We start from the raw sequence: 25070 nt of genomic DNA on the forward strand, positions 1-25070 counted from the left end.
AACGGCTGAGAGTGAGCTTGTGTCTGACCGTCTGATCGTGCGCGGAGCGCGTGAGCACAACCTGAAGGACGTCTCGGTCGACCTGCCGCGGGACGCCATGATCGTCTTCACCGGCCTGAGCGGCTCCGGGAAGTCCAGCCTGGCCTTCGACACGATCTTCGCCGAGGGCCAGCGGCGCTACGTCGAGTCGCTCTCGGCGTACGCACGGCAGTTCCTCGGCCAGATGGACAAGCCGGACGTCGACTTCATCGAGGGTCTGTCCCCGGCGGTCTCGATCGACCAGAAGTCCACCTCGCGGAACCCGCGCTCCACGGTCGGCACGATCACCGAGGTGTACGACTACCTCCGGCTGCTGTTCGCCCGGGCCGGCCGCCCGCACTGCCCCGAGTGCGGCGAGCCGATCGCGCGGCAGACCCCGCAGCAGATCGTCGACCGGGTGCTCGAGCTCGACGAGGGCACCCGGTTCCAGGTGCTCGCCCCGGTGGTCCGCGGCCGCAAGGGGGAGTACGTCGACCTCTTCCGGCAGCTCACCGGCCAGGGCTTCTCGCGGGCGCGGGTCGACGGCGAGACGATCCAGCTGACCGAGCCGCCGAAGCTCGACAAGCAGAAGAAGCACAGCATCGACGTGGTCGTCGACCGGCTCGCGGTGAAGCGCTCGGCGAAGCAGCGGCTGACCGACTCGGTCGAGACCGCGCTCGGCCTGGCCGGCGGCCTGGTCGTGCTGGACTTCGTCGACCTCCCGGAGGACGACCCGCACCGCGAGCGCCGGTTCTCCGAGAAGCTCGCCTGCCCTAACGATCATCCGCTCGCGATCGACGAGCTGGAGCCGCGGTCGTTCTCGTTCAACTCGCCGTACGGCGCCTGCCCGGTCTGCGTCGGCCTCGGGACGCGGATGGAGGTGGACCCGGAGCTGCTGGTGCCGGATCCGTCGAAATCGCTCGACGAGGGCGCGATCCAGCCGTGGTCGGGGCAGAACGTCACGCAGTACTTCGAGCGCCTGCTCGAGGCGCTGGCGCGGGACCTGAAGGTCAAGACCAGTACGCCGTTCGGGGAGTTGCCGGCGAAGGCGAAGAAGGCGCTGCTGACCGGTCACGACAAGCAGGTCCACGTCTCGTACCAGAACCGCTACGGCCGCGAGCGGTCATACTACACCAGCTTCGAGGGCGTGATCCCGTACGTCGAGCGCCGGCACGCGGAGGCGTCCAGCGACACCGGGCGGGAGCGCTTCGAGGAGTACATGCGCGAGGTGCCGTGCCTGGCCTGCAACGGCGCGCGGCTGAAGCCGATCTCGCTGGCGGTCACGCTCGGCGGGAAGAACATCGCGGAGATCAGCGCGATGTCGATCGACGAGGTGCACGGCTTCCTTTCGCAGATGGAGCTTTCCCCGCGGGAGAAGCAGATCGCGGAGCGGGTGGTGAAGGAGATCGGCGAGCGGCTGCGGTTCCTGCTCGACGTCGGCCTGGACTACCTGGCGCTGAGCCGGCCGGCGGGTTCGCTGTCCGGCGGCGAGGCGCAGCGGATCCGGCTCGCGACGCAGATCGGGTCCGGCCTGGTCGGGGTGCTGTACGTGCTGGACGAGCCGTCGATCGGCCTGCACCAGCGGGACAACCGGCGGCTGATCGACACCCTGGTCCGGCTCAAGGAGCTCGGCAACACCCTGATCGTCGTCGAGCACGACGAGGACACCATCGACCATGCCGACTGGGTCGTCGACATCGGCCCGGGCGCCGGCGAGCACGGCGGTCAGGTGGTCGTGTCCGGCACGGTCGAGGACCTGCGCAACCACCCGGACTCGATCACCGGTCAGTACATTTCCGGGCGCCGGGAGATCCCGATCCCGGCGGTCCGGCGGCCGCTGACCGAGGGCCGCGAGCTGACCGTGTACGGCGCCCGGCAGAACAACCTCAGGGATCTCGACGTGACCATCCCGCTCGGGGTGTTCGTCGCGGTCACCGGGGTGTCCGGCTCCGGCAAGTCGACGCTCGTCAACGACATCCTCTACACGTCGCTGGCCCGGCAGATCTACGGCGCCCGCGCGGTGCCCGGGCGGCACACGAAGATCTCCGGCATGGAGCTGGTGGACAAGGTGATCCACGTCGACCAGTCACCGATCGGCCGTACGCCGCGGTCGAACCCGGCGACGTACACGGGGGTCTGGGACCACGTCCGGAAGCTGTTCGCGGAGACGCCGGAGGCGAAGGTCCGCGGGTACCAGCAGGGCCGCTTCTCGTTCAACGTGAAGGGCGGCCGCTGCGAGGCGTGCTCGGGGGACGGCACGCTGAAGATCGAGATGAACTTCCTGCCGGACGTGTACGTCCCGTGCGAGGTGTGCCACGGCGCGCGGTACAACCGCGAGACGCTCGAGGTGCACTACAAGAGCAAGACGGTCGCCGACGTGCTGGACATGCCGATCGAGGAGGCGTCGGAGTTCTTCCAGGCGATCCCGGCGATCTCGCGGCACCTCAAGACGCTGGTCGAGGTGGGCCTCGGGTACGTCCGGCTCGGGCAGCCGGCGCCGACGCTGTCCGGTGGTGAGGCGCAGCGCGTGAAGCTGGCGTCGGAGCTGCAGCGGCGTTCGACCGGCCGCACGGTGTACGTGCTGGACGAGCCGACCACGGGTCTGCACTTCGAGGACATCAGCAAACTGCTCGGCGTGCTGAACGGCCTGGTGGACAAGGGCAACTCGGTGCTGGTGATCGAGCACAACCTCGATGTGATCAAGACCGCCGACTGGCTGATCGACCTCGGCCCGGACGGCGGCCGCCGCGGCGGCACCCTGGTCGCCGAAGGCACGCCTGAGGAGGTCGCCGCCAACCCGGCGTCGTACACCGGCCAGTTCCTCGCCGAGATCCTGAAGGGCCGCGCCGCGAAGCCGAGCGCGAAGAGGGCAGCAGCCGAGCCCCTCCCGGCCACGAGGGTACCGGCCAAGAAGACCGCGGCGAAGAAGACCGCCGCCAAGAAGGCCGTCGCCAAGAAGGCAGCCGCGAAGACGGCACCTGCGACGACGGCACCTGCGAAGACGGTGGCTGCCAAGAAGGCGGCACCTGCGAAGAAGGCGGCAGCCCGGAAGCGGGCCGCCGGGTAGTCAGTGGCGGAAGAGCTGCTGCCACAGATGCCACAGCCAGGTACGGCGTGGTGTCGGCAGCAGCGCTGCCGGCAATACGACCGTCGGCGGCGCCGCAAGGGTGACCGGTACCTGCACCATCCGGTCACCCTGCAGCCAGTAGAGGTCCGGGCTGCACTGATCGGCCGCTCCCCGGTACGTGTCGGCAACATACTGCGCCAACCGGTCCGCCACTTCCTGCCCGGCGTCCGCGGCAGCGAACGCGACCCTGCTCAGTCGTGGTACGCCGACCAGCAGGCCCATCCCGACGGCTGCCAGTGGCATGAGCTTCTCCCGGTCGACGATCGCCATCGACACCAGCGGGTCGTCGTCGCGGGCGATCACGGAGAAGCCGTCGTGCTCGACCGGTCGCAGATTGGCGATCTGGCCCAGGGTCAGCTGCACGGGTGACGGTACGTCGGGATCACCGAGCCCGAGCATGGACCGCCGTACGACGGTCAGCCGGCGGTAGTCGTTCCCGGTGCCGATGAACACCACGACCTCGAAGTGGTCGCCGAACGGAATCAGCGCGTCCGCGACCGGGCCGGCCGTCCGCGCGGACCAGCCGCGTTGCAGCAGCATCGCGCGCTGCCGGCCCGCGACATCGCCGAAGCGATGTTCCTCGGTGGCCAGCTCGCCCTCCGCCACCACTGCCCGCAGCCACGCCTCGATCTGGTCGGCCCACAACTGCTGCGGCAACTGGAGACAACGCTCGATGATCTCGCCCAGCCCGACGACCGCAGACATCTGCAGCGCTCCACGGCCCCAGCCGACCTCGACCGTGCGGTCAGCGGTGTCCACGACGCATCCCGGCATCCACAGCGGCGCCAGGTCCGCGATCGCCTTCAGGACGGTCGAGTCGTTCGTCGTACCAGTCATGTCATGCCTCTCCCACCACCACAGTGTGCCGGGCCCGGTAGCGGCGGGTCCGGTCACCGGAGGAAACCCTAGTGTCCTGCCGGTCGACGCTGGGCAGCGACTCCCAGCTGATTCACAGCGAACCTTCAAACTGCGGTTGAATCCGGACCCGGTGAACCATCCGGGCGATCCGGTCGTTTGACTGGGTGACTAGCGTTCAACTACTTCGATCAGCAGGCTCCTGGAGGTCCGGATTCATGAGCGATGACACGACGGCATCGGCCACCCCATCCGCAGCGGAGGGCGGTCTTCGGGACCGCAGGACGGTGCTGCGCTGCGCGGCGATGGTCGCCCTGGCGGGTGCCGGCGCGCCGCTCCTCGCGGCCTGCGGTGGCAGCGACACCTCCGGAAGTGGGCCTACCGGAGGCAGCACCAGCACCGGCGGTACCAGCACCGGTACGTCGCCGTCCGCGACCGGCTCGAGCTCCGCGCCCAGTGCGAGTGCGTCGTCGAGCGGCGGTGGCGGTACGGTCCTCGGCCCGGTGTCCGACGTACCGGTCGGTGGCGGGAAGGTGTTCACCGACGCGAAGGTCGTGGTGACGCAGCCGACCGCGGGCACGTACAAGGGTTTCTCCGCGGTCTGCACGCACCAGGGAAACCCGGTCGGTTCGGTGCAGGGCGGCCAGATCGTCTGCCCGTTCCACAACAGCCACTTCAGCATCAAAGACGGAAGCGTGGTCAGCGGACCGGCGCCGTCCCCGCTGCCGGCCGTGAACGTGAAGGTCCAGGGCAGCAACATCGTCACGTCCGCGTGATCCCCGGGCGGTAGACATGGCGAAGGCCCGGCCACCGGGGGGCCGGGCCTTCGGTCGAGGATCAGGACTGGTCGGCAGCCCCGACGTACAGCAACTTGTTCGGCGAACCGGTGCCCGGGCCGCCCACCTTGTCGGCCGTCGAGTTGGCGACCAGTGCCTTCGCGACCTCGGCCGGGGTGGCGTCAGGGTGGTCGGCCAGGTAGAGCGCGATACCGCCCGCGACGTGCGGTGTCGCCATCGACGTACCGCTCATCTTCGCGGTCGCGTCCGGGCCGGTGATGCCGACCGACGTGATGTCCACGCCCGGCGCGAACAGGTCCACGCACTTGCCGAAGTTCGAGAACACGGCGCGCTGGTCCTGGTCGTCGGTGGCGCCGACCGTGATCGCCGACGGCTCCTTGGCCGGCGAGCTCTGGCAGGCGTCCGCATTGTCGTTGCCGGCCGCAACGGCATAGGTGACCCCGGCGTCGACCGAGGCCTTCACCGCCGCGTCCAAAGCGTCGTCCGCGCCGCCGCCGAGGCTCATGTTCGCGACCGCGGGCTTCTTCGCGTTCTTGGTCACCCAGTCGATCCCGGCCACCACGGACTCGGTCGAGCCGGAGCCCTTGCAGTCGAGCACCCGGACCGCGATCAGCTTCGCGGCCTTGGCCAGCCCGTACGTCGTACCGCCGATGGTGCCGGCCACGTGGCTGCCGTGGCCCATGCAGTCGACGCCGTTCTGGCCGTCGCCGACCGTGTCGGTGCCGACCGAGGCGCGGTCGCCGAAGTCGTTGTGCTTGGCGTAGATGCCGGTGTCGATGATGTAGACGTTGACGTTCTTGGCGTCCGTCGACGGCACGTACTTCTTGTCCAGCGGCAGGTCCCGCTGGTCCGCGCGGTCCAGGCCCCACGGCGGGTCGTCCTGGGCGACGGTGATCTTCTGGTTCTGCTGGACGTACGCGACCCGGGAGTCACCGGCGAGCTTCTTCGCCTGGTCCTCGGACATGGTCGCCGAGAAGCCCTTGATCGACGAGTCGTACTGGTCCTTGACCTTGACGTCGTAGCTCGCCGCCAGGCTCTGGGTGGCGACCCGGGTCTGAGCCCGCGTGGTCTGGCTGGACAGGACGACGATGTAGCTACCGGGGATCGCGTTCGGGTTGCCGGCGCCACGGATCGACACCGGGGCCGGCTGCGCGGCGTTGCTGCCGGCGGCGCCGGCGACGAGTCCGGTGACGGCCAGTGCGGACGCCGCGATCGCGGCGAGCAGTGCGCGTGGTCTGGTCAGACCGTGTCCATTTGTGGGGAACATGGGCGGATCTCCCTCGAGTCAGCGCAAGGCCTTGTTGCCTCACGCAAAGGACCTGCGCATCTACCCTTGTCCACAAGTAGGACAGCTCGATCATCCCAGCCGGGGATAAATCTCGCCTTATGAGCCAACCCGAAACAGGACCGCAATCTTCATCCGGTGTGGCGGGTCTGCTGGTTGGAGTACTTCCGGGCCGCGAACCGGTACGCCTCCTCGATCAACGGCAGCAGCTGGTCCAGACCGGTCGGGTTGACGATCGCGACCCAGTACTGCGAGCCGTAGAACGGATGCGGCATCAACGTGTCCCGGGCGGTGTAGTCGTGGCCGGAGTCGAGCACCCAGTCGGCGTCGCGTTCGGTCGGCACCGGCCCGAGCAGTTCGCCGTACGTCGCCTTGGTCAGGCCGAGGTTCAGCCGCCAGGCGCCGGGCTCGTCGAGGTTCGACACCTTCTCGTAGTGGTCGCCGGTGACAATGGTGGCGAACGGTTGCTGCCTTTCCGGTGGCAGGTCGCCGGCTGGGTCGTACAGGTAGAACAGGTCGTCCTGGGCCTCGAGTACCCGGACGCCGTCGTACGCGCGAATCGTCCGATCAACCTCTTCGACAGTCATACCTTCAAGTCTGTCATTCATGTTGCAGTTGAAGCTTTTCGCCGATTCCGGATTTGTCGGCGGGCCGAACTAGGGTGGTTGGGTGGCTGATCCGTCCTCCTACCGTCCCGCTCCGGGTTCGATTCCCGACTCGCCCGGCGTCTACCGCTTCAGCGACGCCGCCGGACGGGTGATCTACGTCGGCAAGGCGAAGAACCTGCGCGCCCGGTTGTCGTCGTACTTCCAGGATCTGGTGAACCTGCATCCCCGGACGCAGGCGATGGTGACGACCGCCGCGAAGGTCGAGTGGACCGTGGTCGCCACCGAGGTCGAGTCGCTGCAGCTGGAGTATTCCTGGATCAAGGAGTACGACCCGCGCTTCAACGTGAAGTACCGCGACGACAAGTCGTACCCGTGGCTCGCCATCACCCTCAACGAGGACTACCCGCGGGTCATGGTCGGCCGCGGTCAGAAGAAGAAGGGCGTGCGCTACTTCGGTCCCTACAGCCACGCCTGGGCGATCCGCGAGACCGTGGACCTGCTCCTCCGGGTGTTCCCGATGCGCTCGTGCAGCAAGGGCGTCTTCAACCGGCACCGCCAGATCGGCCGGCCCTGCCTGCTGGGGTACATCGGCAAGTGCGCGGCGCCCTGCACGGGTCAGGTCAGCCAGGAGGAGCACCGGAAGATCGTCGACGACTTCGCGGCGTTCCTCTCCGGCCAGACCGCGACGTACGTGCGCAGGCTGCAGAAGGAGATGCAGGCCGCGGCCGCCGAGCTGGAGTACGAGCGCGCCGCGAAGATCCGCGACGACCTGGCCGCCCTGGACAAGGCGCTGGCCAAGAACGCGGTGGTCCTCGGCGACGGCACCGACACCGACGTGATCGCGCTCAGCGAGGACCCGCTCGAGGTCGCGGTGCAGATCTTCTACGTCCGCGGCGGCCGGATCCGCGGTGAGCGCGGCTGGATCGCCGACAAGGCCGACGGTACGGCGACCACCGGCGACCTGGTCTCCCGCTTCATCCAGCAGATGTACGCCGACGACTCGGTCGAGGCGATCCCGCGGGAGATCCTGGTCCCGACGATGCCGGAGGACGCCGACGTACTGACCGAGTGGCTCGAGGGGATCCGTGGCGCCAGGGTGTCGATCCGGGTCCCGCAGCGCGGCGACAAGAAGGCGCTGATGGAGACCGTCGAGCGGAACGCGCTGCAGACGCTGACCATGCACAAGACCAAGCGCGCCAGCGACCTCACGACCCGCAACCAGGCGCTCGAGGAGATCCAGGCGGCGCTCGACCTGCCGGAGGTGCCGCTGCGGCTGGAGTGCTACGACATCTCGAACCTGCAGGGCACCGAGGTGGTCGCGTCGATGGTCGTGTTCGAGGACGGTCTGCCGCGCAAGAGCGAGTACCGCCGGTTCGTGATCAAGGGCGTCGACGGCCAGAACGACGTCGCCTCGATCGCCGAGGTCCTCACCCGCCGGTTCAAACGCCTCCTCGACGAACGCGCGACCCACTCCGAGGAAGGCGACCCGTCCGGCACCCTCATCGATCCCGAGACCGGGCGAGCGAAGAAGTTCGCCTATGCGCCAGGGCTCGTCGTCGTCGACGGTGGTCCGCCCCAGGTCGCGGCGGCCCGCCAGGCGATGGACGAGCTCGGCGTCGGCGACATCCCCGTCGTCGGCCTGGCGAAGCGCCTCGAAGAGGTGTGGGTGCCGGACGAGGAGGACCCGGTCATCTTCTCCCGTACGTCGGAAGGCCTCTACCTGCTGCAACGCCTCCGCGACGAGGCGCACCGGTTCGCGATCACGCACCACCGCAGCCGCCGGTCGAAGTCGATGGTCGAGAGCACGCTTGACGAAGTCCCGGGGCTGGGAGACGTCCGGCGCAAGACGCTGCTGCGGCACTTCGGGTCACTGAAGAAGTTGCGCGCCGCGACGGTCGGCGAGGTGGCCGACCTCCCCGGTTTCGGGCCCCGGCTGGCGGAGTCCGTCGTACTGGCGGTTAACGCTGCTGCAACGAAGGCGGAAACCGGCCGTGCTCCGGCGGTCAACACCGCGACAGGCGAGATACTGGGCGACGACGTCCCGGCGCCGGCCGGGACGCCTGACGGGGATCCAGGGAGAACTGAGAACTGATGGACGACACGGGCGGCAACCTGATCATCGTGTCCGGCATGTCGGGCGCGGGCCGGAGTTCGGTCGCCGACGTACTGGAGGACCTCGGCTGGTTCGTGGTGGACAACCTGCCGCCGATGTTCCTGACCACCCTCGTCGAACAGGTCGTCGGGACCGGCGCGGCGCCGCGGCTCGCGGTTGTCGTGGACGTCCGGACCGGCCTGTTCTTCGACGAGCTGAGCTCCGCCATCCACGACCTGCGGCTGAAGGGGTACCGGCCGCTGACGCTGTTCCTGGAGGCGTCCGACGACGTGATCGTGCGCCGGCAGGAGAGCGTCCGCCGGCCGCACCCGTTGCAGGGCGAGGGCCGGCTGCTGGACGGCATCCAACGCGAACGCGAACTGCTCGGCGACATCCGGGCCGGCGCCGACCTGGTCATCGACACCTCCAGCCTGAACATCCACCAGCTGGCCGCGAAGATCGTGAACGCGTTCGGCGACGAGGAGAACGCCGAGCTCCGGGCGACCGTGGTGTCGTTCGGGTTCAAGTACGGCATCCCCGTGGACGCGGACGTGGTCGCCGACATGCGCTTCATCCCGAACCCGTACTGGCAGCCGGACCTGCGCCCGATGACGGGCCAGGACAAGCCTGTGTCAGACTTCGTGCTCGGCCATCCGCTGGCCCAGCAGTTCCTGCAGAACTACGTGGACGTGCTGGACACCCTGCGGACCGGCTACCTGAACGAGGGCAAGCGCTTCGTCACCATCGCGATCGGCTGCACCGGGGGTAAGCACCGCAGTGTCGCGATGGCCGAGGAGATCGCCCGCAGGCTGCGCGAGAAGGGCTCACCGACGTTGGTAGTGCACCGAGACCTGGGGCGGGAGTGAGCCAGGGCGACCGGGTCAGTCCTGCCCGCGGACAGCGCGGGCAGGGGCTCCCTGGCGTGCCGTCTGGGGGGCGACCCGCGGGCCCCCGAGTGGCTCCACGGGTCGTCGCATTAGGCGGGGGACATGGCCTGGCCGCGTCGCTGTCCGCGCTTCGGCATGTCACCGACCAGCTGACCGCAGTCGTCACGGTCGCGGACAACGGCGGTTCCTCCGGGCGGCTGCGGCGCGAGCTCGGCGTACTGCCGCCGGGCGACCTGCGGATGGCGCTGGCCGCGCTCTGCCGGGACGACGAGTGGGGCCGGACCTGGGCCGACGTACTGCAGCATCGCTTCCGCAGCAACGGTGAGCTGCACGACCACGCGGTCGGCAACCTGCTGATCGTGGCGTTGTGGGAGCTGCTCGGCGAGGCCGTCGACGGACTCGACTGGGTGGGCCGGCTGCTCGGCGCACAGGGCCGGGTGCTGCCGATGTCCGCCGTACCGCTGGACATCACCGCGCGGGTGCTCGGCCTGGATCCGGAGCACCCGGAGGCGATCGCCGAGATCCGCGGCCAGGCCGAGGTGGCCTCCACCGACGGCCACGTGGTCGATGTCGCGCTCGACCCGGCCGACCCGCCGGCCTGCCCGGAGGCGCTGATCGCGGTCGCGGAAGCCGACTGGGTCGTGGTCGGTCCGGGATCGTGGTTCACCTCCGTCATCCCGAACTTGCTGGTCCCCGAGCTGTGCCGCGGCCTCGAGCAGACCAGCGCCCGCCGCCTGCTCACGCTGAACCTGGGCGAGCAGAAGGGCGAGACCGACGGCTTCTCACCCGAAACCCATCTGGAGGTCCTGGCCGGCCACGCGCCGGACCTCCGCATCGACGTCGTCCTCGCAGACGTCGGTCACGTGCCCGACCCCGAGTCGCTCCGCCGTACCGCGGAGTCCCTCGGAGCCGAGCTCGTGATCGCCGACATCGCCGACGACGACCGCGATCTCCACCACGCCCCCGACAAACTGGCCAAGGTCTACCGCGAGATCTTCAGCTAGCCGGCAGGACGAGCCGGCGTTGCATCACGAGTCGGCCCTCGACGTCGTAGCCGCGAACCACCGCTGCCGGCGCGGCCGGGTCGATACCCGCCGAACCGAAGGTGAAGAACCCGTCCCGGCCGACCAGGCCGAGGCGCAGGTACTTGCCGTCGGCTGTATCCGCGACCACCCGAGCGAGGCTCCCCGGCCCGCGACCCTGGTTCGTCCAGAGCGGTAGCGATCCGGTGCCAGCGCCGGTACACCTTCACGAGTGCGTCCTGGGCAGCGTCCTCCGCGCGGTGCCAGTCGCCACACATCAGGTACGCCGTACTCCGCAACCGGCGGACCATCGAGGCGGCGAACTCGGTGAACTCGGCTTCGTCCGATGCCTTCATGCCCCTCCTGTCAGGTTGTCGCCGAGGGAACGGGACCAGCAGCGAAGAAGGTTGCAACGTAACCGCGGCGACGTGCTGGGAGTTGGTCCTCCGACGGTCTTTGACATGGGTGGGAGGATGCTTTCTATGGCGATGACAGCACAGGTGAAGTCCGAGCTGACCAGCATTCAGGTCACGAAACCGTGTTGCCGCAAGGCAGAGGTCTCGTCGATCCTGCGGTTCGCCGGCGGGCTGCACCTGGTGTCCGGGCGGATCGTCGTGGAGGCAGAACTGGACAGTGGCGCCGCGGCCCGGCGGTTGCGCAAGGACATCGCCGAGATCTTCGGGCACCCGTCGGACGTCGTAGTGATCTCCCCGTCCGGCATCCGCAAGCAGACGAAGTACGTCGTACGCGTGGTCCGCGACGGTGACGCGCTCGCGCGGCAGACCGGCCTGGTGGACAACCGCGGCCGGCCGGTCCGGGGCCTGCCGCCGGCGGTGGTGTCCGGTGCGTCGTGTGATGCGGTCGCTGCTTGGCGTGGCGCGTTCCTGGCGCACGGTTCGCTGACCGAGCCGGGCCGGTCGTCCTCGCTCGAGGTGACCTGCCCCGGTCCGGAGGCGGCGCTCGCGCTGGTCGGCGCGGCCCGGCGGCTCGGCATCGGTTCGAAGGCGCGCGAGGTCCGCAACGTCGACCGCGTGGTGATCCGCGACGGCGACGCGATCGGCGCGCTGCTGACCCGGCTCGGCGCCCACGAGTCCGTGCTGGCGTGGGAGGAGCGCCGGATGCGCCGCGAGGTCCGCGCGACGGCGAACCGGCTGGCGAACTTCGATGACGCGAACCTGCGCCGCTCGGCCCGGGCCGCGGTGGCCGCCGGTGCGCGGGTGGAGCGGGCGCTGGAGATCCTCGGCGACGACGTACCCGATCATCTGCAGGTGGCCGGCAAGCTCCGCCTGGAGCACAAGCAGGCAAGCCTCGAGGAGCTCGGTCAGCTGCACGAGCCCGCCCTCACGAAGGACGCCGTCGCCGGCCGGATCCGTCGCCTGCTGGCGATGGCCGACAAGCGCGCCGCCGACCTCGGCATCCCGAACACCGAGGCCAACCTGACCCCGGAAATGCTCGACCCTGCCTGACCAGATCGTTATCTCCCACGGCCCGTGGGACCCTTGCGTCGTTGGTTGGATCTTCCCGACGGGGATTTCCATCCGATGAACAAGTGAGGACACCGATGGGTACCCAGGAAGAAGAAGCGAAGGCGCTGGCCGACCTCGAGCGCGTCCGGACCGAGAACGCGATCAGAGACATGCAGCGGCAGGAAGAGCTCAAGAAGCTCCAGGAGCAGCAGAACAAGATGGTCGCGGATCCTGGCGTCGGTGGTGTGGCCTGGCCGGACAACGAGGTGCAGGCCAGGCCGCAGACCGGCATGGACAAGGTCGCCGGTGCGCTGCGGGTCGGGCAGGCCGGTGACCTGGCCTTCGCCCGCGATCTGCTGAACAGTGGGCAGCCGCCGCTCGGTAGTGTCAACACGCCTGACCAGGCCACCGACGGCGCCAAGGAGAGTGCGGCCGGTACGCCGACCGCGAAGCCAGCGCTGGGCCTCGGCTGACGGCAGTTCAGACACCAGCTGCTCAACTGGTATTCACAACGAAGCCCCGGAGAGTTTCCGGGGCTTCGGCACGTCAGGGTGGTCTGCTTGCGGGGCTACTGCCGTGTGGTGGTGGTCTGATGTGGACGCTACCAGTTGGCCAGGTGGGCTGTTGGGCTAGTGTTCGGAATGTAGCGGCAGTGAAAAGCCAGTTCAGAGGAGACGTAGTCCCGTGACCGTACGCGTAGGTATCAACGGCTTCGGCCGGATCGGCCGTAACTTCTTCCGCGCCGCGCAGGCGTCCGGTGCCGACATCGAGGTCGTCGCCGTCAACGACTTGACCGACAACCAGACCCTCGCTCACCTGCTGAAGTACGACTCGATCCTGGGCCGCTTCCCGGGTGAGGTCTCCGCCACCGACGACGAGATCACCGTCGCCGGCCACAGCTTCAAGGCGTTCGCCGAGCGCGACCCGGCCAACCTGAAGTGGTCCGACGTCGGCGCCGACGTCGTGATCGAGTCCACCGGCTTCTTCACCGACGCCACCAAGGCCAAGACGCACGCCGACAACGGCGCCAAGAAGGTCATCATCTCCGCCCCGGCGAAGAACGAGGACCTCACCGTGGTGGTGGGTGTGAACCACCACCTGTACGACGCGGACAAGCACACCGTGATCTCGAACGCGTCCTGCACCACGAACTGCCTGGCCCCGCTGGCCAAGGTCCTGCACGACGCGTTCACGATCGAGAAGGGTCTGATGACCACGATCCACGCGTACACGCAGGACCAGAACCTGCAGGACGGCCCGCACAAGGACCTGCGCCGGGCCCGGGCCGCCGCGCTGAACGTCGTACCGACCTCGACCGGTGCCGCGAAGGCGATCGGCCTGGTGCTGCCGGAGCTGCAGGGCAAGCTCGACGGCTACTCGCTGCGGGTCCCGGTGCCGACCGGCTCGATCACCGACCTGACCGTCGACGTCTCCCGCGAGGTGACCGTCGACGAGGTCAACGCCGCCTTCAAGACCGCGGCCGAGGGACAGTTCAAGGGCATCCTGCGCTACAGCGAGGACCCGATCGTGTCGTCCGACATCGTCACCGACCCGGCGTCCTGCATCTTCGACGCGCCGATCACCAAGGTGATCGGCAACCAGGTCAAGGTGTACGGCTGGTACGACAACGAGTGGGGCTACTCGAACCGCCTCGTCGACCTGGTCAACTACATCGGCGCCTCGCTCTGACGCCGTTCCCGATCACGTTGCGTCCGAAGAACTGTGGCCTCCACGGCGCGGTTCTTCGGACGTTAGCGGTTTGAGCTGAAGGAAGCTGAACTGTGAAGACCATCGAAGATCTCGGCGACCTGGCGGGCCAGCGGGTACTGGTCCGGTCCGACCTGAACGTGCCGATCAAGAACGAGGTGATCGGCGACGACGGCCGGATCCGCGCCTCGCTGCCGACCCTCGTCAAGCTGGCCAAGGCCGGTGCGAAGGTGATCGTCACCGCCCACCTCGGCCGTCCGAAGGGCACACCGAACCCGGAGTTCACCCTGGCCCCGGTGGCCAAGCGGCTCGGCGAGCTGCTGCAGCCCGAGGGCATCACCGTGCACTTCGCCACCGACGTCACCGGTGACGCCGCCCAGACGGCCGTCCAGGACCTGGACGAGGGCGAGGTTCTGCTGCTGGAGAACGTGCGCTACGACCCGCGCGAGGAGAGCAAGGACGAGACCGAGCGTGCCGCGCTGGCCGAGGAGCTCGCCGCGCTCGCGGACGTGTTCGTCAGCGACGGCTTCGGTGTCGTGCACCGCAAGCAGGCCAGCGTGTACGACGTGGCCCGCAAGCTCCCGCACGCGGCCGGCGGCCTGGTGCTCGCCGAGGTCGGCGTACTGAAGAAGCTCACCGAGAACCCGGCCCGGCCGTACGTCGTGGTGCTCGGTGGCGCGAAGGTGTCGGACAAGCTCGCGGTGATCGACAACCTGCTCGCCAAGGCCGACAAGCTGCTGATCGGTGGCGGCATGGTCTTCACGTTCCTCAAGGCCCAGGGCCACGAGGTCGGCAAGAGCCTGCTCGAGGAAGACCAGCTGGACGTCGTCCGCGGCTACCTGAAGCAGGCCGGCGACAAGATCGTGCTGCCGACCGACATCGTGGTCGCGCCCGAGTTCAAGGCCGACTCCCCGGCGACCGTGGTGGCCGCCGACGCGATCCCGGCCGGCGAGCTCGGCCTGGACATCGGCCCGGAGTCCGGCAAGGCGTTCGCGGCCGAGATCGCGACCGCGAAGACCGTGTTCTGGAACGGCCCGATGGGCGTCTTCGAGGTGGCGCCGTTCGCCGGCGGAACCAAGGCGGTCGCGCAGGCGTTGACCGAGGTGGACGGCCTGAGTGTCGTCGGCGGCGGTGACTCCGCGGCCGCCGTCCGGCAGCTAGGCTTCGCCGACGACGCGTTCGGCCACATCTCCACCGGTGGCGGGGCGTCGCTCGAATACCTGGAGGGCAAGGAGCTCCCGGGTCTCGCCGTACTGGAAGAGGACTGACTGCGATGGCTGCGCCTGATTCCACAACTGCCCGTACGCCGTTGATGGCGGGCAACTGGAAGATGAACCTCAACCACGTCGAAGCCGTGCACCTGCTGCAGAAGCTGAGCTGGACGCTGCAGGACAAGAAGCACGACTTCGACCGGGTCGAGGTGGCGGTGCTGCCGCCGTTCACCGACATCCGCAGCGTGCAGACGCTGGTCGACGGCGACCGGATGAAGATCAAGTACGGCGCCCAGGACGTGTCCAGCAAGGACTCCGGGGCGTACACCGGCGAGATCTCGGCGTCGATGCTCTCCAAGCTCGGCTGCACGTACGTGCTGGCCGGGCACTCGGAGCGCCGGCAGTACCACGCCGAGGACGACGCGACGGTGAACGCCAAGACCGCGAAGGCGCTCGAGGCGGGGCTGATCCCGATCGTCTGCGTCGGCGAAGGTCTGGAGATCCGCAAGGCCGGCGACCAGGTGCCGTACACGCTGGCCCAGGTCGACGGTGCGCTGGCCGGACTGAAGCCGGACGACGTACGCAAGCTGGTGATCGCGTACGAGCCGGTCTGGGCGATCGGTACCGGTGAGGTCGCGACACCGGAGGACGCGCAGGAGGTGATCTCCGCGATCCGGGGCCGGATCGAGGAGACGATTTCACCCTCGGTCGCCGACTCGGTACGGATTCTTTACGGCGGATCGGTGAAGATGGCCAGTGCAGGTGGCATCATGGCCCAACCGGATGTCGACGGTTGCCTGGTCGGAGGCGCGAGCCTGAAGGCCGACGAGTTCGCCGGCATCTGCCGTTACCTGGACCTTCAGTTAGGCTACTCCTCGTGATTCTCGCTTTCTCGATCGTCGTGATCGTCTGCAGCCTCATGCTGACGTTGCTCGTCCTGCTGCACAAAGGCCGCGGTGGCGGTCTGTCGGACCTCTTCGGTGGGGGTGTGTCGTCCAGTCTGGGCGGCTCCTCGGTCGCGGAGCGGAACCTGGACCGGATCACCATCGGTATCGGTCTGGTGTGGTTCGCCGCCATCGTCGCGCTCGGCCTGCTCTACAAGCTCGGCTGAGGGGAGTAGGTTCCCGTGGCTGGTGGTGGCAGTGCGATTCGTGGCAGCCGGGTCGGTGCCGGGCCGATGGGCGAGGCGGAGCGTGGCGACACCGCGCCCCGGCAGCGCATCGTGTTCTTCTGTGCGAACGGGCACGAGACCGCGACCTGGTTCGCGGTCGAGGCGGCCATCCCGGAGGAGTGGGACTGTCCACGGTGCGGTCTGCCGACCAGCACCGATGTGAACAACCCGCCTCCGCCGCCGAAGATCGAGCCCTACAAGACCCACCTGGCCTATGTGAAGGAGCGCCGCTCCGAGCAGGAGGCCCAGGAGATCCTCGGCGAAGCACTCGAGAAACTCCGCGCCCGTCGCGCCCGCGGCGAGGTCATCTACTAGCAGCACTCACGATCCGCAGCCCTGGCCCCTTCGGTCCGGGCTGCGGCATATCCGACCGCCCACCGGCCATTTGAGTGGTGAACCATCGAGTTCGCCCGTTCGCCAGGTGCATGCAGCAGGTGAAGGGTGCATTTCGGAGGTTAACCACTCAAACGTGGCAGGGGTGGGTTGTACCGTTTGTGGTCGGGCGGCTGCGGGGCGCTAAGGTCGGCGGCATGAAGTCGCCGATCTCGCCGGTCCGCTGGACACCGCCGCCCGCGCCGCCGGTGCGGCACCCGACGAACCTCGACGTCGAGGTCGTCGCGCTGCCGGGCGCCGGCCCCGAGGACACGTTGATCGACGCCGACGGCAGCGTCCTCACCGGCCTGTACGACGGCCGCATCCTGCGCGTCTCCGCGGACGGCCGGACGATCAGCACGCTCGCCGACACCGGCGGCCGGCCGCTCGGGCTGGAGTGGCTGCCGGACGGCAAGGTGCTGATCTGCGACGCGAACCGCGGGTTGCTGACGCTCGACCCGAGCCTTGACGCGGACCACCGGATCGCGACCCTGCTGTCCGAGATCGACGGCCGCCCGATGCGGTTCTGCAACAACGCCGACGTCACCGAGGACGGCACGATCTACTTCACCGACTCGTCGACCCGGTTCGGCATCGACGAGTGGATGGCCGACCTGCTGGAGCATTCGACGACCGGCAGCGTGTACCGCCGTACGCCCGACGGCGAGGTGACCCGGCTCGTGACCGGGCGCGGCTTCCCGAACGGCGTGGCGCTCAGCGCCGATCGCCGGGCGTTGTTCTGGGCCGAGACCGCGATGTACGGCCTCTACAAGCTCGACCTCACCACGGACGGCGCCGAGCCGGTGCAGGTCGCCACCATCCCGGGCCTCCCGGACAACATCGCGCGCGGCTCCGACGGCCTGATCTGGGTCGCCGTCGGTTCGCCGCGGAACGCCGTACTCGATCTGCTGCTGCCGAAGCACCCGGCGTTCCGCAAGCTGGTGTGGTCGTTGCCGGACACCCTGAAGCCGAAGGCCGCGGACATCATCGAGATCCAGGCGTACGACGAGACCGGCGCGCTGGTGCACGACCTGCGCGCGAAGCACCCGTCCTTCCACATGCCCACCGGCGTCCGCGAACGCGACGGCAAAGTCTGGCTGGGCAGCATCGGCACCAGTTCCCTGGCTTGGTTCCCCACACCCGACCGGAGCTGATTCAGCGAGGTTCGAGAAGCTCCGCCGGATCGAACGAGAACGCGAAGGGCTCCTCAGACTGGAAGACCTGCCCGGAGCGCGCCTGGGCTTGCAGAGTCCAATGACCGCCGTCCAGGCGAAGAAGCTCGATCAGTACGTCGTTGGGTCGAATCTCGACGTGCATGTAATAAGGAATTCCCATCGCGGCGCAGATGGCGGGCTTGTCGATGCGATCCCGATGGAACGACGACGGCGAGATGATCTCGATCGGGCACAGCACCTGAGCCGACTCGATCCAGGTCTGCTGCCGCACCGGCTCACGGAGCAGGACAAGGTCGGGCTCGATCCACCCGCTGAGCCCGGTGCGGACGTTCAACGCGGTGTACATCGCGTGTCCCGCTGCGCGCGCAGGTGACCGCAACAAGGCGTAGAGCTCGCCCGCTGCCCAACTGTTCGCGCTGCCCTCGCGTGGGCTCGTCCTGAGTCTTCCCTCGACGGCCTCGTACCGCGCCGGCGGCATACCTTCGATGGGCAGGTAGCGCTGTGCCAGCTCAACGGTCCACAGACCGTCGAGGTCGATCAGCGGGTCGAACGAGTACTCGGGTGCCGGGGCTGCCATGCCTACCTCCTTGTCCGCGGTCATCTTAGGTCACCCTCCGCAAGCTTTGGACGTAAGGTGCGAGCATGCGTTTTGGGATTGCGATTCTTCCGGAGTACCGGTGGCGGGATGCCGCGTCGCGGTGGCGGCGGGCGGAGGAGTACGGGTTCGACCATGCCTGGACGTACGACCATCTGACCTGGGCGGGGTTGCAGGACTCGCCGTGGTACGGGACGACGCCGACGCTGACGGCGGCCGCGACGGTGACCTCGACGATCAAGCTCGGCACGTTCGTGACGTCGCCGAACTTCCGGCATCCGCTGGCGCTGACCCGGGAGATCCTCGCGATCGACGACGTGTCCGACGGCCGGTTCCTGTGCGGGATCGGCGCCGGCGGCAGCCTGGACGCGACGATCCAGGGCGGCCTGGACCTGACCCCGCGGCAGCGGCAGGACCGGTACCAGGAGTTCGTGGAGCTGCTGGACATCCTGCTCACGACGGACGGCGTGGACTTCAAGGGCGAGTACTACGAGACCCGCAACGGCCGCACGTTACCGGGCTGCATCCAGCAACCCCGGGTGCCGTTCATCCTGGCCGGCAACGGCCCGCGCTCACTCCGCTTCGCCGCCGAGCACGGCGACGGCTGGATGACGACCGGGGGAGCGGGTGACGATCTGGACAGCTGGTTCCAGTCGGTCGCCGATCTCAGCCACCGCCTCGACGACTTCTTAGCCGGCCGCCCCTTCGACCGCTACCTGTCCCTCGACTCCGTGGTCTACGCCCTGTCGAGCCCCGCCGCCTTCGAGGACGCGGTCGGCCGGGCAGCCGCCCTCGGCTTCACCGACGTCATCACCCACTGGCCGCGCGCCGAAGGTGTGTACGCCGGCTCGGAGGACGTCCTGGAGCAGGTCGCGACGGACGTGCTCCCAAGGCTGCGCTGAACAAAGGCTGCGCTGAACATGACGAAGGGGCCGCACGCCGGTCGGTGTGCGGCCCCTTCGTTGTGTGCTGGAAAGGGCGATCAGGAACCGATCGCGCGGATGTTCTCCGCCTGCAGACCCTTCTGGCCCTGCGTGATCTCGAACTCGACCCGCTGGTTCTCGTCCAGCGAGCGGAAGCCCGACATCTGGATGGCCGAGTAGTGCGCGAACACGTCCGCGCCACCGTCATCCGGGGTGATGAAGCCGAAGCCCTTGTCAGCGTTGAACCACTTGACAGTACCGACAGCCATTTGTCTATCTCCTCGATGGCTATTAACAATCCGTGGCCCACACCTCATGGACCACGCGTCGCCGAAAGGCCCCAGACGACAGACCGGCCATGCAGCACAGCAAAGTCAGGGAGTCCAAAACTGCAACGCCATAACTGTAGCCGTTCTGCGGGCTGATGGTAGGGGTGACCACAAACACGTGTCGCTGATTGTCGCGAATCGCTACCCTCCGTGCGCGCCGGTTCCGGGCCGCCGGAGAACCGTTCCGGAACCGGAAATCCGGCGCCGACCTGCTGTTTCGCGGACGGCGGTGGGTGCGGGATGTTGGCAACGAAGGACAATTGACCGGCACGCCGGGTGATGAGCGCAGGATTCCGATCGAATTTCCCGGCGTGTCGCGCGCCTGCGGACAGTTGCACGAAGCGCAACAGCAAGGAGACGGAAATGATAGTGACAGTAACGCGAAGTGGTGGTTTCGCCGGGCTGACCAAGCATGGCGAACTCGACACCGCGGGTCAGCCGGACGCAGGCCGCCTCGAGTCCGCGGCCCGCGCGCTGGCCGCCAAGGACCTCGGCTCCGGCAGGCCGCAGCCGGACCGGTACGTGTACCGGCTGGAGGTCCGTGACGCCCAGGGCGCGGACGCCACGCAGCACACCGTCGCCGAGCAGGACGTGGACCCGACCACCGCCTGGCTGCTCGACCGGGTCCTCGACCGCTAGGCCCAGTCGATCTCCGGTGCCCGGTAGAAGTTGACGCCGAGCACCTCCCAGCGGGGTCCCTGCTCGGCGAGCCGACTCTTGTACGCCGTCCAGTCGAGCGCGTCCTCCGTGGACCACCCGAGCTCCGCGATCCCCGGCAGCCGCGGGAACACCATGAACTCGACCTTGGGCAGGTCGTCGAGGGTCTCCGTCCACAGCGGCGCCTCGACGCCGTCGATCGCGCTCGCGGGCACGTTCGGGATCAGCGTGGCGGGGTTCCAGCTGTACGACTGCTCGACGCTGACCAGCCCCGCCCAGTCGAGGCCGAGCGGCGTCTCGGCGTGGTACTTCATGTCGAGGTACGACCGGTTCGCGGGGGAGAGCACCAGCGTCGCGCCCTGTTCGACGGCCTTGACCGCGAGCGCCTGCGCCTTCTCGTCCTCGGTGCCCCAGTACTGCACCACGGTCCCGGCCGGCAGCGGTGCGTCCGCGATCTCGTGCCAGCCCATCACCCGCTTGCCCTGCTTCACGACCAGCTCGGCCGCCTTCGGTACGAAGGTCAGGTAGTCCGAGTGCGGTGTCGAGTGCGCCTCGTCCCCGCCCAGGTGGACGACCTCAGCAGGCGTCTGCTCCGCGACCTCACGGAACACGTCGTCCAGGAACTCGTACGTACGGTCCAGGTCGACCGTCAGCGTGCTGAAGCCGACCTCGGTCTCGGTGTAGAGCTTCGGAGCGACCCCGTCCGCGTTCAGCTCCGGGTACGACGCGAGCGCCGCGTTGGTGTGCCCGGGCGTGTCGATCTCCGGTACGACGGTGACGTAGTGCTCCCCGGCGTACCGGACGAGCTCGGCGTACTCGTCCTTCGTGTACGAACCGCCCGTACCGCCTCCCACCTGCAGGCTTCCGCCGTACTCGGTGAGACGTGGCCAGGAGTCCACCTGGATACGCCAGCCCTGGTCGTCGGACAGGTGCAGGTGGAGCCGGTTGATCTTGTAGAGCGACACCAGGTCGATGAAGTGCTTCACCTGGTCGACGGTGAAGAAGTGCCGCGTGACGTCGAGCATCACGCCGCGGTACCCGTACCGCGGGGCGTCCGAGATCGACGTACCGGTGATCTCCCACGGCCCGTCCTGCTGGGTGGAGGCCTCGGCCTTCGCGGGCAGGAGCTGGCGGAGTGTGGTTACTCCGCGGAACACGCCCTCGGCGGTGCCTGCCGTGATCGTCACGCCGGACGCGTCCGCGCGGAGCTCGTACGCCTCGCCCTCGTGGGTGCCTTGCGTGGACAGCGTGATCGTGCCGGCACCGTCCTGCACCGGCAGCGCGAACCCGGTCGAGCGTCGGAGCTGTACGGCGAGCCGGTCGGCGATCGGCCGGGCCGCCGCGTCGGCGCCGATCGTGGCGTCGGGCGGCAGCGTGAAGGTCTGGTCGGGAAGCGCCTGCTGCGCCGTGGGCTGCGGAATCATGATCGAGAGTGTTCGCGGCCCGCGTCGGTTACGTCAAGAGGCTTCGATATCGCCGTACGACGGCGAGTCAGCAGAGGCTCGCTGAACATCACAAGCGCTGCAGCCCCGGTCAGCAACCCGCCGACGAGCGCTACAGCCCGTACGGACGTGTGGTCGATCAGTGCGCCACCTACGAATGCTCCGGCCGCGATGCCGATGTTGAATGCCGAGCTGGTCCCGGCCGACGCGATGTCCGTGCTGCCAGGAGCCAGCTGCAGTGTCCGGCTCTGAGTGGCGACGGCCAGGCCGCTGAAGGCCAGCCCGATCACCGCGATCAGGGCGACCGCGACGACCTGCACCTGGCCCAGCGCGAACAACAGGAACAAGCAGACAGTGAGCAGGCCCAACGGGATCACCACAGCACCCCACGGGTACCGGTCGAGCACACGCCCGACGATCAACGTGCCGGCCAGCCCACCCGCGCCGCTCGCCAGCAGCATCGGCCCGAGCGCGCCGCGCGAGAACCCGGTGATGTCCAGCAGGAACGGCGTGACGTACGTGTTGAACGTCAGGAACCCGGTCACACCGACAGCCGACGTGACCAGCAGTACGACGTACCGCCTGCGGTCGGGGGTGATGCCCCGCCGCGACGGGTTGTCCGCCACCTCGGTACGCGGCAGCAGTACGACGACGCCCACGCAGGCGGCGGCGCCGAGCACGGTCATCACCACGAACGGCACCCGCCAGCCCGCCTGCTCGCCGAGCCAGGTGCCGAGCGGGATGCCGAGGATCGGCGCCAGCGCAGTACCGATTGCCAACCGTGCGACCACGCGGCCGCGGAACTCGGGCGGGAACAGGCTGGTCGCGATCGGTGGTGCGATCGCCCAGAACAGCGCCTGCGAGAGTGCGATCACGAGCCGCGCCGCGAACAGCAGGTCGTACGACGGGGCCGCCGCGGAGAGCGCGGTGGCGACGGTGAGGACCCCGAGCGTGCCGGACAGCACGAGCCGCCGGGGGAGATGGTGGGTGAGACGGGCGAGCGGGATGGACGCGAGTACGACGACTGCGGCGTACCCGGTGACGAGGAAACCGACCTGCGAGCGCGACCGGTGCAGATCGTCCGCGATCACGGTCAGCAGGCCGATCGGGAGCACCTCGATGGTCACGAAGGAGAAGGTCGAAACGCCGAGGAGCACCAAGGCAGCGGTGGCTCGACGGGACGAGAGGGGCATGGGTCACCTGATCCCGGCATGAGTAGTGTTACTGGTAGCGTCTCACCTATGGCCGACCGGTTTCACGGGGAATACCGCATCGTGGGCGGGCACCCGGCGCTCGACCTGGTGAACACCGTCAGCCCGCGGCTGCGCGGCGGCGAGCCGGAGTGCGACTACCTGACGTCGGCGGCCGAGCTGCTCGCCTGGAGCCAGCGGATCGAGCTCATCGACACGCGCGATGTCAGCTCCGTCGAGGGCACCTGGCGGACGGCGCCGGAGCTGGCCGCGAAGGCGCTGCGCGCGACGCTGGAGATTCGCGAGGCGACGTACGACGTGCTCGCGCCGAGCGCCGACGGCGCCGTGATCGCGGGCGACGGGGTCAAGCGCAGCACGGGTTCCGCGTTCGAGCGCTTGATGTTGCGGTGGTCGGCGGCCGCCGCGCGGTCGATGCTGATCCCGGACCGGACCCGCGAGCGCGGGGTGGCCGAGCTGGTCATCGGTACCTCGCCGGCCCAGCTGATCCCGGACCGCCTGGTGGTGGCGGCGGTCGAGCTGGTGCGGACGGTCGACGTACGGCAACTGAAGGCGTGCCCGGTCGGCGACGGCGGCTGCGGGTGGCTGTTCCTGGACCGCAGCCGGAACGGTTCCCGGCGCTGGTGCGCGATGGAGGACTGCGGCACGCGGGCGAAGATCCGCAAGCTGGGCGAGCGGCGGCGTGCTACCGGTGTAACCACCGTTCAGTAGTAGTAATACGGTCAGCAATCGGCTCACTACGCGAGAACGCGTGTCGAAAGGTGCGATTTGTCCCCGCGACCTGTCATCGTAGGCGGCCGGGCCTTCCGACAAGTGGGCCTTGGCATGCCCTGCCCCACCCGCGGAGCAGGGCGCACGAAACAGCACGGAACAGGATGTGGAGGACAGATGACGCAGGTGGCAGAGCAGCCGGGCAGCACCGCCGGGCGGCTCGGCTCGGTGGTGCTGGACTGCCCGGACCCACTCGAGCTCGCCCAGTTCTACTCGGCGCTGCTGGGGCTGGACATCGACGAGAACGGTGACAAGGACTGGCGGAGCCTGACCGGCCCGGGTTCCTCGCTGGGCAACTCGTCGCTGGCCTTCCGGCGCTCGGAGGAGTACGTGCCGGCCACCTGGCCGGGCACCGAAGCGCAGGACCTTCACCTCGACCTGATCGTCGAGGACATCTCCAGCGGTCACGCGACGGTCGTCGCCCTCGGCGCCGAGCCGCTCGACCCGCTGGACCCGCCACCGGCCGAGACCGCCCGCGGCTGGCGGATCTACGCCGACCCGGCCGGGCATCCGTTCCGGATCTGCCTCGAATAGGCTCGAACAGGCAAGCCAGTCGAAGGGCCCGTCGCAGCAGACGGGCCCTTCGCATGTCACGCGCCCCGGAACGGGAAGTGCTTGCCTTCGACGTACTGCGGCCGCGGCTGGTAGCTGTTCACCCCCGGCTCGCCGCGCAGGTGGAAGGCGCTCGCGTACGGCGTCTCCGGGTCGGTGATCCGCGTCGACGTCGGGATGTACCGGATGGTCAGCCCGCAGCGCCGCTTCGGGGAGGTGTTGGCGTTGCTGCCGTGCACGATGTTCGGGTGGTGCACCTCGACGTCGCCCGGCGCGAGCACCATGTCGACGGCCTGCGCCTCGTCGACCTCGACCGCGATCTCCTTGCCGAGCACGCTCTCCACGTCGGTGTTGTCGCGCATCCGCAGTACGTCGGAGCGATGGCTGCCCGGGATCACCCGGACACAGCCGTTCTCCGGCGTCGAGTGGTCGACGGCCAGCCAGAGCGTCACCACCTCCATCGGGTCGAGCGGCCAGAACGCGGCGTCCTGGTGCCACAGCACCGGCTGACCGGAGTACGGCGGCTTGGAGATGTAGTGCGACGCGAACAGCGCGATGTCCGGCCCGACGAACTTCTCGGCGATGTCGACCAGCCGGTCGTCACTCACCAGCCGGACCCAGAACGGGTCGTCGCGCAGATAGGTGTGCCCGAGCTGCTCGGGCCGTACGTCGGGATGCCGCGCCTGCAGCCACTCGACATGATCGTTCACTTCCTTGATCAGGTCCTGGTCGATGACGTCACGGAAGATGACATAGCCGTCTGTTTCGAACATGCATCAAGCGTGCGGGTCGGGTGGTGT

At 68.6% G+C, this 25070-nt stretch carries 26 protein-coding genes and 1 pseudogene; 17 read left to right on the forward strand and 10 right to left on the reverse strand.

What is annotated here, in order from left to right; genetic code table 11:
* Positions 1 to 19 precede the first annotated feature (19 nt).
* Positions 20 to 3085 (forward strand): excinuclease ABC subunit UvrA, encoded by a 3066-nt coding sequence (gene uvrA / locus JOF29_RS18485; protein ID WP_209695417.1) that lies wholly within the window; start codon positions 20 to 22, stop codon positions 3083 to 3085.
* Here uvrA and JOF29_RS18490 read toward each other — a convergent pair whose 3' ends face one another.
* Complete coding sequence (locus tag JOF29_RS18490; protein ID WP_209695418.1) at positions 3086 to 3982, reverse strand: hypothetical protein; 897 nt, start codon at positions 3980 to 3982, stop codon at positions 3086 to 3088.
* 236 nt (positions 3983 to 4218) lie between these two features.
* Here JOF29_RS18490 and JOF29_RS18495 point away from each other — a divergent pair, with 236 nt between their 5' ends.
* Positions 4219 to 4776 carry a Rieske (2Fe-2S) protein gene (locus tag JOF29_RS18495; RefSeq protein WP_209695419.1) on the forward strand — a complete coding sequence of 186 codons (558 nt, stop codon included), beginning with the start codon at positions 4219 to 4221 and terminating at the stop codon, positions 4774 to 4776.
* A 61-nt stretch (positions 4777 to 4837) separates the two neighbouring features.
* Here the strand turns inward: JOF29_RS18495 and JOF29_RS18500 are convergent, their stop codons facing one another.
* Together JOF29_RS18500 and JOF29_RS18505 are read right to left on the reverse strand one after the other, a co-directional pair.
* Positions 4838 to 6064: a S8 family peptidase gene (locus JOF29_RS18500; RefSeq protein WP_209695420.1), complete on the reverse strand. Its 1227-nt coding sequence runs from the start codon at positions 6062 to 6064 to the stop codon at positions 4838 to 4840.
* Between the two features lie 149 nt (positions 6065 to 6213).
* Positions 6214 to 6669: a DUF6194 family protein gene (locus JOF29_RS18505; protein WP_245357652.1), complete on the reverse strand. Its 456-nt coding sequence runs from the start codon at positions 6667 to 6669 to the stop codon at positions 6214 to 6216.
* An 82-nt stretch (positions 6670 to 6751) separates the two neighbouring features.
* On the opposite strand from JOF29_RS18505, the gene uvrC reads away from it, so the two are divergent.
* The 3 genes from uvrC to JOF29_RS18520 all read left to right on the forward strand — a co-directional run bounded on the left by uvrC (position 6752) and on the right by JOF29_RS18520 (position 10673).
* Complete coding sequence (gene uvrC / locus JOF29_RS18510) at positions 6752 to 8782, forward strand: excinuclease ABC subunit UvrC (protein WP_209695422.1); 2031 nt, start codon at positions 6752 to 6754, stop codon at positions 8780 to 8782.
* Positions 8782 to 9648, forward strand: a complete 867-nt coding sequence (gene rapZ, locus JOF29_RS18515; RefSeq protein ID WP_209695423.1) for an RNase adapter RapZ — start codon at positions 8782 to 8784, stop codon at positions 9646 to 9648. Before uvrC ends, rapZ begins: the two co-directional genes overlap by 1 nt.
* An 89-nt stretch (positions 9649 to 9737) precedes the next feature.
* A complete protein-coding gene (locus tag JOF29_RS18520; RefSeq protein WP_209695424.1) occupies positions 9738 to 10673 on the forward strand; it encodes a gluconeogenesis factor YvcK family protein in 936 nt (311 codons plus the stop codon).
* On the opposite strand, the gene JOF29_RS45390 is transcribed toward JOF29_RS18520, so the two are convergent.
* Positions 10666 to 10842 carry a hypothetical protein gene (locus JOF29_RS45390; protein ID WP_307863570.1) on the reverse strand — a complete coding sequence of 59 codons (177 nt, stop codon included), beginning with the start codon at positions 10840 to 10842 and terminating at the stop codon, positions 10666 to 10668. The two genes, JOF29_RS18520 and JOF29_RS45390, sit on opposite strands and share 8 nt — an antisense overlap.
* A gap of 61 nt (positions 10843 to 10903) precedes the next feature.
* A pseudogene (locus JOF29_RS45395) lies at positions 10904 to 11047 on the reverse strand (sigma factor); the annotation flags it as partial.
* A gap of 126 nt (positions 11048 to 11173) precedes the next feature.
* Between JOF29_RS45395 and whiA the strand changes: the two are divergent.
* The 8 genes from whiA to JOF29_RS18565 all read left to right on the forward strand — a co-directional run bounded on the left by whiA (position 11174) and on the right by JOF29_RS18565 (position 17772).
* The gene (gene whiA, locus JOF29_RS18530) at positions 11174 to 12157 is read left to right on the forward strand and encodes a DNA-binding protein WhiA (RefSeq protein ID WP_167211148.1); all 984 of its coding nucleotides are present in this window, start codon (positions 11174 to 11176) and stop codon (positions 12155 to 12157) included.
* 95 nt (positions 12158 to 12252) lie between these two features.
* Positions 12253 to 12630, forward strand: coding sequence for a hypothetical protein (locus JOF29_RS18535; RefSeq protein ID WP_209695426.1), 378 nt, complete (start codon positions 12253 to 12255; stop codon positions 12628 to 12630).
* Between the two features lie 211 nt (positions 12631 to 12841).
* Complete coding sequence (gene gap / locus JOF29_RS18540; protein ID WP_209695427.1) at positions 12842 to 13846, forward strand: type I glyceraldehyde-3-phosphate dehydrogenase; 1005 nt, start codon at positions 12842 to 12844, stop codon at positions 13844 to 13846.
* A 92-nt stretch (positions 13847 to 13938) separates the two neighbouring features.
* On the forward strand, positions 13939 to 15132 hold the full coding sequence (locus tag JOF29_RS18545) for a phosphoglycerate kinase (RefSeq protein ID WP_209695428.1): 1194 nt from the start codon (positions 13939 to 13941) through the stop codon (positions 15130 to 15132).
* 5 nt (positions 15133 to 15137) lie between these two features.
* Entirely contained in the window at positions 15138 to 15956 is an 819-nt protein-coding gene (tpiA, locus tag JOF29_RS18550) for a triose-phosphate isomerase (RefSeq protein ID WP_245357653.1), read from the forward strand.
* A complete protein-coding gene (secG, locus tag JOF29_RS18555) occupies positions 15953 to 16186 on the forward strand; it encodes a preprotein translocase subunit SecG (RefSeq protein WP_209695429.1) in 234 nt (77 codons plus the stop codon). The genes tpiA and secG overlap by 4 nt, the downstream gene beginning before the upstream one ends.
* A gap of 15 nt (positions 16187 to 16201) precedes the next feature.
* Entirely contained in the window at positions 16202 to 16561 is a 360-nt protein-coding gene (locus tag JOF29_RS18560; protein WP_209695430.1) for an RNA polymerase-binding protein RbpA, read from the forward strand.
* 215 nt (positions 16562 to 16776) lie between these two features.
* Complete coding sequence (locus JOF29_RS18565; RefSeq protein ID WP_209695431.1) at positions 16777 to 17772, forward strand: SMP-30/gluconolactonase/LRE family protein; 996 nt, start codon at positions 16777 to 16779, stop codon at positions 17770 to 17772.
* A gap of 1 nt (position 17773) precedes the next feature.
* Here JOF29_RS18565 and JOF29_RS18570 read toward each other — a convergent pair whose 3' ends face one another.
* Positions 17774 to 18370: a Uma2 family endonuclease gene (locus JOF29_RS18570; RefSeq protein WP_209695432.1), complete on the reverse strand. Its 597-nt coding sequence runs from the start codon at positions 18368 to 18370 to the stop codon at positions 17774 to 17776.
* Positions 18371 to 18435: 65 nt separating this feature from the next.
* On the opposite strand from JOF29_RS18570, the gene JOF29_RS18575 reads away from it, so the two are divergent.
* Positions 18436 to 19290, forward strand: coding sequence for an LLM class flavin-dependent oxidoreductase (locus JOF29_RS18575; RefSeq protein WP_209695433.1), 855 nt, complete (start codon positions 18436 to 18438; stop codon positions 19288 to 19290).
* An 80-nt stretch (positions 19291 to 19370) separates the two neighbouring features.
* Here JOF29_RS18575 and JOF29_RS18580 read toward each other — a convergent pair whose 3' ends face one another.
* Positions 19371 to 19580 carry a cold-shock protein gene (locus JOF29_RS18580; protein WP_130385526.1) on the reverse strand — a complete coding sequence of 70 codons (210 nt, stop codon included), beginning with the start codon at positions 19578 to 19580 and terminating at the stop codon, positions 19371 to 19373.
* 423 nt (positions 19581 to 20003) lie between these two features.
* Here JOF29_RS18580 and JOF29_RS18585 point away from each other — a divergent pair, with 423 nt between their 5' ends.
* Positions 20004 to 20279 (forward strand): protealysin inhibitor emfourin, encoded by a 276-nt coding sequence (locus JOF29_RS18585; RefSeq protein ID WP_209695434.1) that lies wholly within the window; start codon positions 20004 to 20006, stop codon positions 20277 to 20279.
* On the opposite strand, the gene JOF29_RS18590 is transcribed toward JOF29_RS18585, so the two are convergent.
* Positions 20276 to 21721 (reverse strand): beta-N-acetylhexosaminidase, encoded by a 1446-nt coding sequence (locus JOF29_RS18590; RefSeq protein ID WP_209695435.1) that lies wholly within the window; start codon positions 21719 to 21721, stop codon positions 20276 to 20278. The genes JOF29_RS18585 and JOF29_RS18590 overlap by 4 nt on opposite strands.
* Entirely contained in the window at positions 21718 to 22932 is a 1215-nt protein-coding gene (locus tag JOF29_RS18595; protein ID WP_245357654.1) for an MFS transporter, read from the reverse strand. The genes JOF29_RS18590 and JOF29_RS18595 overlap by 4 nt, the downstream gene beginning before the upstream one ends.
* Before the next feature lie 48 nt (positions 22933 to 22980).
* Between JOF29_RS18595 and JOF29_RS18600 the strand changes: the two genes are divergently transcribed.
* Positions 22981 to 23658 (forward strand): CGNR zinc finger domain-containing protein, encoded by a 678-nt coding sequence (locus JOF29_RS18600; protein WP_209695437.1) that lies wholly within the window; start codon positions 22981 to 22983, stop codon positions 23656 to 23658.
* A gap of 177 nt (positions 23659 to 23835) precedes the next feature.
* Positions 23836 to 24252 (forward strand): VOC family protein, encoded by a 417-nt coding sequence (locus tag JOF29_RS18605; RefSeq protein WP_209695438.1) that lies wholly within the window; start codon positions 23836 to 23838, stop codon positions 24250 to 24252.
* A gap of 56 nt (positions 24253 to 24308) precedes the next feature.
* Here JOF29_RS18605 and JOF29_RS18610 read toward each other — a convergent pair whose 3' ends face one another.
* Positions 24309 to 25043, reverse strand: a complete 735-nt coding sequence (locus JOF29_RS18610) for a phytanoyl-CoA dioxygenase family protein (protein WP_209695439.1) — start codon at positions 25041 to 25043, stop codon at positions 24309 to 24311.
* Between the last annotated feature and the right edge of the window lie 27 nt (positions 25044 to 25070).

The sequence above is a fragment of the Kribbella aluminosa genome, from assembly GCF_017876295.1.
Taxonomy (GTDB): domain Bacteria; phylum Actinomycetota; class Actinomycetes; order Propionibacteriales; family Kribbellaceae; genus Kribbella; species Kribbella aluminosa.